10 protein-coding genes, 1 tRNA gene and 1 other RNA gene are annotated in these 13,768 nt (G+C 71.6%); 5 read left to right on the forward strand and 7 right to left on the reverse strand.

Annotation, left to right across the window (positions count from 1 at the left end; all coding sequences use genetic code 11):
- Positions 1 to 42: 42 nt before the first annotated feature.
- The 5 genes from ACTJKK_RS06805 to ffs form a co-directional block, all read right to left on the reverse strand.
- On the reverse strand, positions 43 to 1,263 hold the full coding sequence (locus ACTJKK_RS06805) for an acetate/propionate family kinase (protein WP_440747429.1): 1,221 nt from the start codon (positions 1,261 to 1,263) through the stop codon (positions 43 to 45).
- Positions 1,260 to 3,377 (reverse strand): phosphate acetyltransferase, encoded by a 2,118-nt coding sequence (pta, locus tag ACTJKK_RS06810; RefSeq protein ID WP_440747430.1) that lies wholly within the window; start codon positions 3,375 to 3,377, stop codon positions 1,260 to 1,262. The genes ACTJKK_RS06805 and pta overlap by 4 nt, the downstream gene beginning before the upstream one ends.
- A 76-nt stretch (positions 3,378 to 3,453) precedes the next feature.
- Complete coding sequence (locus ACTJKK_RS06815; protein ID WP_440747431.1) at positions 3,454 to 4,020, reverse strand: hypothetical protein; 567 nt, start codon at positions 4,018 to 4,020, stop codon at positions 3,454 to 3,456.
- A 110-nt stretch (positions 4,021 to 4,130) separates the two neighbouring features.
- Positions 4,131 to 4,727, reverse strand: a complete 597-nt coding sequence (locus tag ACTJKK_RS06820; RefSeq protein WP_440747432.1) for a rhomboid family intramembrane serine protease — start codon at positions 4,725 to 4,727, stop codon at positions 4,131 to 4,133.
- 41 nt (positions 4,728 to 4,768) lie between these two features.
- An RNA gene (ffs, locus tag ACTJKK_RS06825) (signal recognition particle sRNA small type) lies at positions 4,769 to 4,865 on the reverse strand.
- 50 nt (positions 4,866 to 4,915) lie between these two features.
- Here ffs and ACTJKK_RS06830 point away from each other — a divergent pair.
- The 4 genes from ACTJKK_RS06830 to ACTJKK_RS06845 all read left to right on the forward strand — a co-directional run bounded on the left by ACTJKK_RS06830 (position 4,916) and on the right by ACTJKK_RS06845 (position 12,368).
- Positions 4,916 to 7,810 (forward strand): DEAD/DEAH box helicase family protein, encoded by a 2,895-nt coding sequence (locus tag ACTJKK_RS06830; RefSeq protein ID WP_440747433.1) that lies wholly within the window; start codon positions 4,916 to 4,918, stop codon positions 7,808 to 7,810.
- 118 nt (positions 7,811 to 7,928) lie between these two features.
- Positions 7,929 to 8,906, forward strand: coding sequence for an AAA family ATPase (locus tag ACTJKK_RS06835; protein WP_247625097.1), 978 nt, complete (start codon positions 7,929 to 7,931; stop codon positions 8,904 to 8,906).
- Between the two features lie 8 nt (positions 8,907 to 8,914).
- Positions 8,915 to 10,105: a DUF58 domain-containing protein gene (locus ACTJKK_RS06840; protein ID WP_440747434.1), complete on the forward strand. Its 1,191-nt coding sequence runs from the start codon at positions 8,915 to 8,917 to the stop codon at positions 10,103 to 10,105.
- A complete protein-coding gene (locus ACTJKK_RS06845; protein WP_440747435.1) occupies positions 10,092 to 12,368 on the forward strand; it encodes a transglutaminase family protein in 2,277 nt (758 codons plus the stop codon). The genes ACTJKK_RS06840 and ACTJKK_RS06845 overlap by 14 nt, the downstream gene beginning before the upstream one ends.
- Before the next feature lie 54 nt (positions 12,369 to 12,422).
- Here ACTJKK_RS06845 and trhO read toward each other — a convergent pair whose 3' ends face one another.
- On the reverse strand, positions 12,423 to 13,313 hold the full coding sequence (gene trhO / locus ACTJKK_RS06850; protein WP_440747436.1) for an oxygen-dependent tRNA uridine(34) hydroxylase TrhO: 891 nt from the start codon (positions 13,311 to 13,313) through the stop codon (positions 12,423 to 12,425).
- A 65-nt stretch (positions 13,314 to 13,378) separates the two neighbouring features.
- Here trhO and ACTJKK_RS06855 point away from each other — a divergent pair.
- Positions 13,379 to 13,466: transfer RNA gene (locus ACTJKK_RS06855), tRNA-Ser, on the forward strand.
- A gap of 100 nt (positions 13,467 to 13,566) precedes the next feature.
- Here ACTJKK_RS06855 and ACTJKK_RS06860 read toward each other — a convergent pair.
- On the reverse strand, positions 13,567 to 13,752 hold the full coding sequence (locus ACTJKK_RS06860) for a hypothetical protein (protein ID WP_440747437.1): 186 nt from the start codon (positions 13,750 to 13,752) through the stop codon (positions 13,567 to 13,569).
- Positions 13,753 to 13,768: the final 16 nt, after the last annotated feature.

Below are 13,768 nucleotides of genomic sequence, written 5' to 3' on the forward strand. Positions count from 1 at the left end.
GGGGAGCCGCGCCCCAGAGTAACCCCTGTGGAAACCGTGCGCTCAGAGCATGTCGGCGGTCTGCCGGGCGATCTGCAGTTCCTCGTTCGTCGGGACCACCAGAACCGTCACCGTCGAGGCATCCGTGGAGATCCTCCGGATGCCGCGACCGCGCTCGGCGTTGCGTGCCTGATCGACCTCCACGCCGGCGAATCCGAGGGTCGCGAGGGCCTCCGCGCGCACCCGGGCGGCGTTCTCGCCGACGCCGGCGGTGAACGAGATCACGTCGACGCCGCCGAGCTGGGCGATGTACGCCCCGGCGTAGGCGCGCAGGCGGTGCACGTAGACGTCGAAGGCGAGGGTCGCCGCCTCCTCCCCCGCATCGACGCCCGCGAGGATGTCGCGCATGTCGCTGCGTCCGGCGAGGCCCTGCAGTCCGCTGCGGGTGTTCAGCAGCGCATCGAGCTCGTTGATCGAGAGGCCGGCGCGACGCGACAGGTGCACCAGAGCCGCCGGGTCGAGGTCTCCCGAGCGGGTGCCCATCACGAGCCCCTCGAGCGGGGTCAGCCCCATCGACGTCTCGACCGAGCGCCCGCCGTCGATCGCGGTGACCGACGCTCCGTTGCCCAGGTGGAACACGAGCTGGCGCAGGTCGCCGAGGTCGCGGCCGAGGTACGCCGCGGCCGACTCGCTGACGAACTGGTGGCTGGTGCCGTGGAAGCCGTAGCGCCGCACGCGGTGCTGCTTCGCCAGATCGGCGTCGATCGCATAGGTGTAGGCCGCTGCGGGCAGGGTCTGATGGAAAGCCGTGTCGAACACGGCGACGTGCGGCACGCCGCGGAAGACGGCCTGCGCCGCGAGGATGCCGGCGAGGTTGGCCGGATTGTGCAGGGGCGCGAGTACCGACAGCTCCTCGATCTGCCGCTCGACATCGGCATCGATCAGGGTCGGCGCGAAGAAGCGGGCTCCGCCGTGCACGACCCGGTGTCCGACGGCGACCGGCGGATGCTCGGCGAGAGAAGGTCCGTGCTCGGCGAACTGCTCGAGCATCACCGCGAAGGCCGCATGATGATCGGGGATCGAGCGCTCGTCGCTGTACGTCGCGTCGAGCATCGTGGGCACGACATCCGCATCGGTCTCGGGTCGCACCGTGTGCGAGGCCGCACCGGTGTCCTGACCGATCCTCTCGATGAGGCCCGAGGCGAGCTCGTGCTCGCGCTCGATGTCGAGGAGGCTGTACTTCAGCGACGACGAGCCGCTGTTGATCACGAGGATCGCGCTCATGCGGTCTCTCCCTGCGCCTGGATGGCGGTGATCGCCACCGTGTTGACGATGTCCTCGACCAGCGCGCCGCGCGAGAGGTCGTTGATCGGCTTGTTGAGTCCCTGCAGGACCGGGCCGATCGCGACCGCGCCGGCGGAGCGCTGGACGGCCTTGTAGGTGTTGTTGCCCGTGTTCAGGTCGGGGAAGACGAACACGGTCGCACGACCCGCGACCGCGGAATCGGGCAGCTTCGCCTTCGCGACGGCGGCATCGGCGGCCGCGTCGTACTGGATCGGCCCCTCGACGAGCAGCTCAGGAGCGCGCTCGCGCACGAGCGCCGTGGCCTCGCGCACCTTGTCGACGTCGGCTCCCGACCCGGACTCGCCGGTCGAGTACGACAGCATCGCGACGCGCGGATCGATCCCGAACTGGCGGGCGGTCGCCGCCGACGAGATCGCGATGTCGGCGAGCTGGATGCTCGTGGGATCGGGGATGACGGCGCAGTCGCCGTAGACGAGCACCCGGTCGGCGAGCGCCATGAGGAACACGCTCGAGACGACGTTCACGCCCGGCTTCGTCTTGATGATCTCGAAGGAGGGACGGATCGTGTGCGCCGTCGTGTGCGCCGCTCCCGAGACCATGCCGTCGGCGAGGCCCAGGTGCACCATCATCGTGCCGAAGTACGAGACGTCGGTCACGGTGTCGGCGGCCTGCGCGAGGGTGATGCCCTTGTGCGCCCGCAGTCGTGCGTATTCCTCGGCGAACCTCGCGACGTACTCGGGATCGGTGGGGCTGATCACCTGGGCCGCGGCGATGTCGATGCCGAGCTCGACCGCGCGGGCTCGCACGGCGGCCTCGTCGCCGAGGATCACGAGGTCGGCGACCTCGCGGGCGAGCAGCGTGGCGGCCGCACGCAGGATGCGGTCGTCGCCGCCCTCGGGCAGCACGATGCGCCGGCGGTCGGCGCGGGCGCGCTCGATGAGGCCGTACTCGAACATCAGCGGGGTCACGACCCGCGATTCGGCGAGCCCGAGCTGCGTCGCGAGCTCGGCGATGTCGACATGGGTCTGGAAGAGTCCGAGGGCCCGGTCGTACCGCGCGCGCGAGTCGGCGGAGAGCCGGCCGCGCGCGCCCATGACCCGGACGGCGGTGTCGTAGGTGCCGAGATCGGTGGCGATGATCGGGACCGTCGAGGGGATCCCGTCGAGCAGCTGCGTGATCGGCTCGGGAAGGTCGAAGGGCCCGTTCAGGATGATGCCGCTGACCCGGGGGAAGGTGCCGGAGGCGTCGGCGAGCAGCGTCGCGAGCAGCACCTCGGTGCGGTCGGCGGGGATCACGACGACGGAGTCCTCGGTGATGCGCGGCAGCACGTTGACCATCGACATGCCGGCGACGACGATCGACAGCGCCTCGCGGGTCAGCCGCCCCTCGTCGCCCTTGATGAGACGGCCGTCGACGGCCGCGAGGATGCCGCGGATCGACGGCGCCACGAGCGTGCGGTCCTCGGGGATCGCCCAGACCGGCGTGGTCTTGCCCGGCCGCACCCCGCGCACCGCCTCGATGATGGCGTCGAGCTCGGCGGGGTCCGAGCGGTTGACGATCGCGGCGAACAGCTCGGCGCGCTCCTGTTCGAGCTCCGTGAGTGCGAGTGCGGCGATCTGCCCGACCGCGGCCGGCACCCGGGCGGTCGTCGTGCCGAGCTGCTCGGCCTGCCGCTGCTGGTCGCGTCCCGACAGCACGAGCAGCACCGGAGCTCCGAGGTTCGCGGCGATGCGGGCGTTGACGCCGAGCTCGGCAGGGCTGGCGACGTCGGTGTAGTCGCTGCCGATGATCACCACGGCATCGCACTGCGCTTCGACCGCTTTGAACCGCGCGACGATCGTCGACAGCGCGTGCTCCGGGTCGTGGCGCATGTCGTCGTAGCTGACGCCGATGCAGTCGTCGTAGTCGAGGTGCACGCCGTCGTGGGCGAGCAGCAATTCGAGGATCTCGTCGCGCTCGGTGACCGAGCGCGCGATCGGCCGGAACACGCCGACCCGCGGGGTGACCCGCATGAGCGCGTCGAGCACGCCGAGGGCGATCGTCGATTTTCCGGTATGGCCTTCGGCCGAGGTGATGTAGATGCTCCGCGCCACGGTTCCAGCTTAGGCGCACCTCACTCGGCACGCCCTGGGAGCGGACCGGACTTAATCCCCGCGTGATTCCCGGAGGTCAACACGGCGCCGACAGCGCGTCGACGACGGCGGTCGCATCGGCTGCGTAGCGGGAGTAGTAGGTGGGATCGAGGTTGATCTGCACGCGATGGATCGCGAGCGACGGATCCATCGAGGACCACCCCGGCACCCGCGCCAACCGCTCGTAGAACAGCGTCGCGGACGTGGCGGGATCCATGCGCTGCTCGACGCTCCCCCACCACTCCTGCTGCTGGAACAGGCCGATGCTCGTGGTGCGCGAGCCGTCGGGGTTCGTGAATCCGCTCGTCTCCCAGTCGCCGTAATCGATGTTGCGCAGGCTGCTCTCGCCCATCGCGGTCATCACGCCCAGGATCTGCCCGTCGCGCGCGAAGCCCAGGGCGGATGCCGTCGCCATGATCGTCGCGGCGTTCTCGAGCTGCTCCCCGCGCCACCCCTCGATGCCGGCCGACGGGTAGGTGCGCGGGTCGCTCGCGCAGATTGCGAGGGGCTTCTCGTGCGCGAGCCCGAGCGGCACGAGCACGGCGATCCCGGTGAAGAGCGCGACGGCGACGACCCCGATCAGCACGCGCCGGAGCACCAGCATCCGCCGCCGACGCCGGGCGGCCCGTGCACGGACGCCCGGTCGACGCCGGGCCGCGGGCCGACGCTTCTTCCGGCGTCGAGCGGGTGTGCGCGAGCGCGACCGCGGCGCGCTCACTCCGCGGAGCCCCCGCGTCGCCCGACGAACACGGCGAGCGCGCCGCCGATCGCCCCGAACAGGTGCGCCTGCCACGAGATGCCCTGGCTCACGCCCACCACGCCCGCGAGCATCGTCGCCCCGTACACGCCGATCACGACGAGCGCGATGACGGCGTATCCGATGCGGTGGGCGACGCGGCCCGGCGCGAAGACCCGCACGACCGTGTAGCCGAAGTAGCCGAACACGAGCACGGATGCCCCGACCGTCACCGTTCCCGGGGCGTTGAAGACCCAGGTGCCGAGGCCGCCGACGACGGCGACGATCGCGGTGACCGTCCAGAATCTGCGGGTGCCCTCGACCGCGACGAGCAGTCCGAGCACGAGGAAGGGCACGGAGTTGCCGATCAGGTGCGCCCAGTTCGCGTGCAGCAGCGGCCCGAGCACGATGCCGAGCAGACCCTCGGGATCCCAGGAGCGGATGCCGAACCCCATGAACGAACCCGGGAGGAGCGCGTCCGCGAACTGGATCGCCCACATCGCGGCGAGGAGCAGCACGGGCGAGGCGAAGCGCGAGAGCGCGTTCTGCCGGGGAGGAGTGGTGGCGCCGGTCACATCACGATCCTGACAGGACAGCCCCGGAGGAGGCTGAAAAAGAAAGTGACCCTCCGCGCACCCAGCAGAGCCCGGTTACCCTTGCTGCGTTTCCGCCCTGGGGGAATTGGCCTGGATGCCGCCACGCGGAGAGCCGTCGACAAGTCTAACCGATGAGCGGGCGCACCTTTTGACAGACTGGGGAGATCATGCCGCCCGAGCCCGTCGCCTCCCCGCTCACGGGCTGGAATTTCAGCGGCGAGTTGCGCACGTACCAGGCCGAGGTCCTCACCCGGCTGCCGGTCGGCGGCCGGGACCCGCTGCACGTCGTCGCCCCTCCCGGATCGGGCAAGACCCTGCTGGGTCTGTTGCTCGCGGCGCGCGAACGCCATCGGACCCTCGTCCTCGCCCCGACCGTCACGATCCGTCAGCAATGGGTCCGCACCGCCCTCGATCTCGCCCCGGATGCCGGCGCCGTATCGGACGACCCCGAGAGGATCGCCGACCTCACCGCTCTCACGTACCAGGCGCTCAGCGTCACCGGCGACGGCTCGCCCTTCGACGACCTGGCGCGGGTGGTGTGGGCCGAGGAACTGGTCGAGGCGGGGCGCAGCGACGCCGATGCCGCGACCTGGCTCGCCGAGCTCGCGATCGACAATCCGGCGCAGTACCGCTCCGGCATCCGTCGTCGCACGCGCCGATTGCGCTCGCAGTTCGCCCGGCGCAATCCCGCCGAGCTCGCGCGCGTGCTGCATCCGAACGCCACGGCGCTCATCGACCGCCTCGTGGCCGCCGGGGTGCGCACGGTCGTGCTCGACGAGTGCCACCACCTGCTCGACCACTGGGCCCTGGTCGTGGCGTACCTCGCCGCGCGCATCCGCGAGACGGGGGTCGAGCCGCTGCTGATCGGTCTCACCGCCACCCTGCCGTCGCCGGACGACGAGACGGAGTACGAGAACTACAGCCAACTGCTCGGAGAGGTCGACTACGAGGTCCCGACTCCGGCGGTGGTGAAGGAGGGGCACCTCGCCCCGTACCGCGACTTCGTTCTCCTCACCGAACCGACGCCCGCGGAGGCCGGTTTCATCCGCCGGCACGAAGCGCTGCTGCACTCGATGATCGTCGACGTGCTGTCGACCGCCGACGGGATCTCCTTCCTCGAGGAGCAGCTACAGCCCGCGGACGGACCGCCCGACGAAGACCCGCTCGCCCGCATCGATCGGGCACTGTCCGCGGACTTCGCCCTCACCCGCTCGTGCGCGGTGGTGCTGCGCGAGGTCGTGCCGCAGCATCCGCTCGTCGCCGCCATCCCGCAGGTGCTGCTCGACCGCTGCACGACCGATGATCTGCTCACCGTCCTCGTGCGGTTCGCGCAGGTGCGCCTGCTGGCCGATCCATCGGCGGCGAACCAGTGGGAGCACGTGCGGCGCTCGCTCGCCGACTTCGGCTACCTGCTCACCGACCGCGGGCTGCGCCGCGGGCGCAACCCGGTCGAGACGACACTGGCCTCGTCGGAGGCGAAGGATGCCGCGGCCGTCGAGATCCTGCACCGCGAGCTCGCGAGCGACGACGGCGAGCGCGTCCGTGCCGTCGTCGTCACCGACTTCGTGACGCACGGCAATCGGCGCGGTGCGGATGCCGCGGCCGGAGCGCTGCGCACCTTCGACGCCCTCGTCGCCGATCCCGTCGTCGCGGGGCTGCGGCCGGTGCTGCTGACCGCGCAGTACCTGCGCGTCCGCGCCGACGACGCCGCGACGCTCGCACCCGCGCTCGCAGATCTGCTCGGGGTGACGGTCGATATCGGCGACGCCGCCGGGGCCACGCGCGACCTGCGCGCGTCCGGCGCCGGCAGCGGACGCATCGTCGCCGCGGTGTCGGAGCTGATCCGTCGCGGAGAGGTGCGCGTGCTCGTGGGTACCCGTGGCCTGCTCGGCGAGGGATGGGACTGCCCCGCCGTGAACACCCTCATCGACCTCACCGCGGTCGCGACGTCATCGGCGACGCAGCAATTGCGTGGCCGCACCCTGCGCCTCGATCCGGGGTGGCCCGAGAAGGTGGCGCACAACTGGTCGGTGGCGTGTCTGATCCCCGCCGATGTCGCACTCGACGACACGAGCGAGCCGGATCGTCTGCGCCGCAAGCACTCGCATCTGTGGGGCCTGAACGCCGACCGCGACGGTCGGATCGTCAGCGGACTCGCGCACGCACTGCCCTCGGCAGCGGCCCAGGCGTTCGAGGCGGTGCTCGACAAGCATCCGGATGCCTCCATCCGCGGCGTCGATGATCTGCTGCGCGCCGCGTGGCCGGCGCGGGCGACCACGCGCGCCGAGTGGCGCATCGGTGAGCCGTACACGTCGCGCGAACGCGACGAGATCACGGTGCGGCAGGTCGCGGCGGCTCCCCTGCTGCGCACCACCCAGGTCGCGCGCGCCGACGGCGCGACCTCCGCCGTGGGTGGGGCGCTCGGCGTCGGCCTGCTGCTCGCCGTGCTGGCGGGTCAGGGACTCTCGGTGCACCCGGCGATCGGAGTCGCGCTCGTCGCGGCCGGCGGCGCACTGGCCGCCGCGACGACGCTTCTGCCCCTGCTCGGACGCACCCTGCGCGATCGCCGCCACCCCGCCGAGGTGTACCGGTTGGCCGCCCTGGTCGTCGCACGCACCCTCCGTGATGCCGGGCGCATCGGCTCCTTCGACGACACCGACATCGTCGCGCACGTCGACGACGACCGCGCCCGAGTGCGCATCGAGCTGGGCGGCACCCCCGCGGATCGTCGGGTGGTGGCGGATGCCGTCGAAGAGCTGTTCGCGGCGGTGCGCACACCCCGCTTCCTGCTGCGGATCGACCGCGGCGCCGCAGGGTCGACGCGTCTGTTCGAACGCCTCGCCGACCGTCTCTCCCCGGGGCGCACCCTCCTGCCCGTCCCGCGCGCGATCGCACGGCGGCGCGGCGATGCCGAGCAGTTCGAGCGCCACTGGCGGCAGGCCATCGGCACGTGCACGCTGCACGAGCTGCAGGGCGCGCAGGGTCTCGCCCTGCTCCGCGTCGCCCGCAGCAGCGAGGGCCGTGTCGACGTCGCACGTCCCCGCGCCCGCGTCTGGGGCTGAGGGGTGTGCGGGGCGGCGCCCGCGACCCGAGGAAGCACAGCGATCTGCCAGCCCCACGCCGATGCCCCGCGGGTTACGATCGAATAACGCGCGCTGCAGCGCCGACGAGAGGGAACGCATGACGGACAACTCCCCCCTGATCACGGCCGAACAGTTCGCCGCCCAGACCTCCGCGATCCTCGCCTCCGTGGGAGAGGTGATCGACGGAAAGCCCGATGCCGTGCGCAGTGCGCTGATCTGCCTGCTCGCCGAGGGCCACCTGCTCATCGAGGACGTGCCCGGGGTCGGCAAGACCATGCTGGCGCGCGCCCTCGCGGCGAGCGTCGACGCGACCGTGCGACGCATCCAGTTCACCCCCGACCTGCTCCCGGGCGACGTGACCGGCGTCTCGGTCTACAACCCGGTCGACCGCGAGTTCGAGTTCAAGCGCGGCGCGATCTTCGCGCACATCGTCATCGCCGACGAGATCAACCGGTCCTCGCCCAAGACGCAGTCGGCACTGCTCGAGGCCATGGAGGAGCGTCAGGTCACCGTCGACGGGTCGACGCATCCGCTCCCCTCGCCCTTCCTCGTCGTCGCCACCCAGAACCCCCTCGAGATGGAGGGCACGTACGCCCTGCCCGAGGCGCAGCGCGACCGCTTCATGATGCGCATCTCGATGGGGTACCCGGATGCCGCGGCCGAGGCCCTCATGATCCGCCAGCGCGACGTGGTGAACCCGCTCGCGGCCGTCGCGGCGGTCGCCGATGCCGGCTCGATCTCGCAGCTCATCGCCTGGGCCCGCGCCGTGCACGTGGCGCCCGCGCTCGAGGAGTACACGGTCGCCCTCGCGCAGGCCACGCGCACCGACCCGAGCCTGCACCTCGGGGCGAGCCCCCGCGCGACGCTGCAGCTGATCCGTGCCGCGAAGGTGTGGGCGGCGCTCGACGGCCGCGACTTCGTGATCCCCGACGACGTCACCGCCCTCCTCATCCCGGTGTTCGCGCACCGACTGCTGCCCGCCCGCGGTGCGCACCGCGCCGGCGCCCAGCCCATCGAGACGGCCCTCGCGCACATCGTCGAGCGCGTACGCGTGCCCGTCGCGAGCCGCGTCTGAGACGGTCGATGCGACGCCGCCGATCCCTGACCCGCCGCGGTGCGGGCGCGCTGGTCGCGGCACTGCTGTGCGTGATCGGAGCGAACCTCGTCGCCGCACCGATCCTGCTCTACATCGGAGTCCTGCTCGCCCTCCTCACCGGCTTCTCGGCGCTCATGGCCTGGCTCCCGCGGCGCACGGGCACCGTCTCCCGACAGGTGTCGACCGACCTGCTCACGGTGTCGGAGACCTCGCGCGTCAGCATCCGCTTCGCCCTGCGCTCGCTCCGCGTGCCGCACGCGCTGTGGCACGACGTCCTGCCCGACGCCGTCAGCGGCGACGCCGGCGGCGAGTATCCGCCGCAGTCCGGGCAGCTCGGGTACCGCATCACGGGCGTGCATCGCGGTGTCTGGCCGATCGGGCCGCTCGTGCTGCGCACCGTCGACCCCTTCGGTCTCGCGCAGCGCGAGCAGGAGTTCGGCGAGACGCGCACCGTCACGGTCGTACCCGAGGTCTTCGCGCTCGAACCCCTCGCCGTGCGCGTCGGCGCGGCCGGCGGCACGGCGCACACGTCGTCGACGCGCCTCGGCCAGGGCGCCGACAACCTCTCGCCCCGGTTCTACCTGCCGGGCGACTCGATGCGCCGCATCCACTGGCGTGCGACCGCCCACCGCGGGCAGCTCATGGTGCGGCAGGAAGAGGAGGAGTCGAGCCCCGATGCGATCGTCGTGCTCGACCGCAGCGCCGAGCGGTGGGATCGACCGGGGGACGACGCGGATGCCGCGTTCGAGGCCGCGGTCTCGCTCTGCGCCTCGTCGGCCGTGCATCTCGCCGACGAAGGGTACGGCGTCGACGTGATCGACAGCGCGGGCGTGCTGCTCGGCACCCTGCGCGGTCACGAGGACGACCGTGATGCGCTTCTCGTCGCCCTGGCACTGATCGCGCCGCGGGGCGACCACCGCGACGTGGCGACGCTGATCGGCGGCGCTCCTCCCGGCCCTCTGGTCTACATCACGGGCAGGCTGACGGAGGATGACGCGGCATCGTTGCGCACCGCCGGCGCGGCCGCGGGCATCCTCCTCGCCACCGGGCCCGAGCAGGGTGCGGCAGAGGCGGCGACGCGCAACGGCTGGTCGTTCGCCCCGCTCGGTGATGACGTCGCCGCGGCATGGGCGGACGCCCTCCCGGAGCGGATCGGAGTCGGCGATGTTCCGGGCTGAGCAGGCGACGGGCAGCGCCTCCCGACGATCGCGCTCGCGCTCCCGCACGAAAGTCGCGTGGCACCGCGACGAGGAGACGCCCACGGCGATCCTCGCGCCGTCGGTGCTCGCGGCGGTCGGCGGCCTCGTCGCGATGTGGCCCTTCACCTCGGTGATCGAGGCGGGCGCCTGGTCGTTCGCCGTCGTCGCGGCGGTCACGCTCCTCCCGTTGACCGGGCTCGTGATGCGCGTGCTGCTGCGTTACCGCCGCGCGTGGCTGCGCGATGTCGGCACCCTCCTCGTGCAACTGCTCGTCGCGATGGCGCTCGTCACCCAGGTGACGGCGGGCGACTCGGCCTTGTTCGGGATCATCCCGTCGCCCACCACGCTCTCGACGTTCGGCGCGTTGACGGGCGCAGCCTGGCAGGAGGTCGCGGTCGGCTCCGCGCCGCTCGCCGCCTCGCGCGGGCTCGCCGCGACGATGGCGCTCGGCTTCGCGATCGTCGCGGTGCTGCTCGATCAGCTGGCTGCGGCCCGTGCGGCGATCCTCCCGACCCTCCTCGTCGGTCTCGTCGGATCCGTCCCGATGATCGTCACCCTCGGCGACGCGAACGTGGTCTGGTTCGTGCTCTTCGCCCTCTTCGTCCTCGCGCAGCTGCGCTACGCGACGCGCGCCGATCCGCAGACACCGCGCCGCACCTCGGCATCCGTCGCGGTGGGCATCGGCGCCGCGGCGATCGCCGTGACGCTCGCCATCGCACCCGGTCTGCCCCTCGCCGCCGGACTCACCGGCACCGGCACGGGCATCACGGTCGACGCATCGCTGCGGCTCGGCGACGATCTGCGCCAGCCCAACCCCGTCGAGGTGCTGACGGTCGCGACGGCGGGCGGCGCGGCGCCGTATCTGCGGCTCACGACCCTCTCCGACTTCGACGGCGAGGTGTGGCAGCCCGACCGAGGGGGCCTGCAGTCGCAGGCCGACGGATTCGGCGACCCCGAGTGGGGTGCCGACGTCGAGGTGACGGAGACGACGACCTCGATCCGCATCCTGCGGATGTCGAGCTCGTGGCTGCCCGTCCCCTACCCCGCGACCGACATCCAGGGCGTGCCCCGCGCCTGGCGGGTGATGCCCGACAACCGCACGCTGGTCTCGCGCAATGCGGATGCCGTCGGCGCCGACTACACCGTCTCCTCGGTGCGCGTGACCCCCACGCTCGAGCAGATCCGCGCGGTGTCGGCGGCGGAGTCCACCGCCGAGACCGATGACGTCGAGATCCCCGACATCGTCGGCGAGTTGGCCCGCGAGGTCACGGCAGAAGAGGCTACCGACTACGACCGCCTGCTCGCCCTGCAGGACTGGTTCCGCAGCGACTTCACGTACTCGCTCGACACCCCGGTCGAGGAGGACTTCGACGGCACGGGAGCCGAGGCCGTCGCCCGGTTCCTCGACGTGCGCTCGGGGTACTGCGTGCACTTCGCCGGCGCCTTCGCCCTGATGGCCGAGAGCCTCGGCATGGAGACCCGGATCGTCGTGGGGTACCTGCCCGGTTCGCTCACCGGCGAGAAGCGCGGCGACGAGTCGATCTACTCCGTCACGAGCGACCGCCTGCACTCCTGGCCGGAGGTGCTCTTCCCGGGCATCGGCTGGGTGCCCTTCGAGCCCACGGCCTCGCTCGGGGTGCCGACCGAGTTCCGCACGGCGGTCACGGGTTCCACGGGATCGGGCAGCACGCCGTCGGGCACTCCGGAGACCACGGCTCCACAGGCCGAGCAGACGACGGCCCCCGAGGTCGATCGTCAGGATGCCGGCGACAACAGCTCCTCCTCGGGCGAGCTGCGCACGGTCGACCCGACGCCGGTGATGTTCGTGATCCTCGGTGCGGTCGTGGTGCTGCTGCTCCCCGCGCTGATCCGCACCCTCGTTCGCGCCCGTCGCCGGGATCGCGCGCGCGACGGCGATGCGGGCGCCGCCTGGACCGAGGTGCGGAGCACACTCGTCGATCTCGGCATCCCGCCGTCGGATGCCGATTCGCCGCGCATGCGTGCGGCCGCGCTGATCCGCGAACGCGGCGTCGATGCGACGGCGATCGGACGCCTGGCCGATGCGGTCGAACGCGCGACCTATGCCCGATCCGGAGCGGATGCCGTCGACCTCGCGTCGGATCTGGGCACCGTGCTGCGCGATCTGCGGCGCAGCGTCGATGCACCGGCGCGCACCCGGGCACTCCTGGTGCCCCGCTCGCTCTTCGTCGCCCGGGGAGTCGACACGCTCGCCGCGACCTAGGGTCTCGACCGGTTCCGGCCGATTCCGACCGGTTCCGACCGTGGGTGCGGTGCGTCAGGCGGCGTGCTGTGCGCAGGCGACGCGGTCGCAGTCCTCGCACACCACGAACTGCGTGCGGCACGAGAGGTCGGGGCAGTTCGCGGTGCGCGAGGTCGCGGCGCCGCAACCGACGCACTCTCCGATCACGGCCGCATGATCGGAGAAGTCGATCGATCCGCGCTTGTCGAAGACGTACAGCGAGCCGTCCCACAGACCGTCGTCGCCGTACTTCTCGCCGTAGCGCACGATCCCGCCCTCGAGCTGGTAGACCTCGCCGAACCCGCGCGCGGTCATGAGGCTCGACAGCACCTCGCACCGGATGCCGCCGGTGCAGTAGGTCACGACGGGCTTGCCCTTGAGGTCGTCGTAGGCGCCCGAGTCGAGCAGGTCGACGAAGTCGCGGGTGGTCTCGGTGTCGGGAACGACCGCGCCACGGAAACGCCCGATCTGCGCCTCGAGCGCGTTGCGGCCGTCGAAGAAGACGACGTCGTCGCCGCGCTCGGCGACCAGGTCGTGCAGCTCCTCCGGGCTCAGGCGGGTGCCACCGCCGACGACGCCGTTCTCGTCGACCCTCAGTTCTCCCGGGGCGCCGAACGAGACGATCTCGTCGCGCACCTTCACGCTCAGCTTCGGGAAGTCGAGGCTGCGCCCCTCGGCATCGACGCCGGTGCCCTCGCTCCACTTGATGTCGGCGTTCTTGAAGGGCGCGTACGAGCGGAAGGAGCGCGCCCATCTCTTGAGCACGGGCAGGTCGCCGCCGAGGGTGCCGTTCACTCCGTCGCCCGAGATCAGCAGCCGTCCGCGCAGCCCCAGCGCCTCGCCGAGGTCGCGCTGCCACACCCGGATCGCCTCGGGGTCGGCGAGCGGGGTGAAGACGTAGAAGAGAACGATCTTGGGGGTTGCCACCTCAAGATCGTACGCCGCGTCACGGAGCATCTGCCGCATCGGATAGGATGGACAAGTTGTTCCCTGGTGACGTGTCCGAGCGGCCGAAGGAGCACGCTTGGAAAGCGTGTGTTGTGCAAGCAACCGCGGGTTCGAATCCCGCCGTCACCGCCAGATGACGAAGAAGGCCCCGCATTCGTGCGGGGCCTTCTTGTCTCCGATGTGCGGGGTGTCCACCGCGACGACGTCCGTGGCGATCAGCCTGACGCCCGCGTCATCCGCCCGACGGGTTCTCGAGGGGCATTCCGTCGTCGTCGGTGCTCTCGTCCCGGAGCATCTTCTCGGTCTCCTCCGAGGCTCCGGTCTCCTCCGAAGCTCCGTTCTCCGACGCACCACCGGATGCGGCGCCCGCGTCGTCGTTCCCTCCGACGCTTCCCTGCGTGTTGCGCGAATCGTTCATGGCCCAGCTCCGATCT

Source organism: Microbacterium sp. 22179, assembly GCF_052045715.1.
GTDB classification, from domain to species: domain Bacteria; phylum Actinomycetota; class Actinomycetes; order Actinomycetales; family Microbacteriaceae; genus Microbacterium; species Microbacterium galbinum.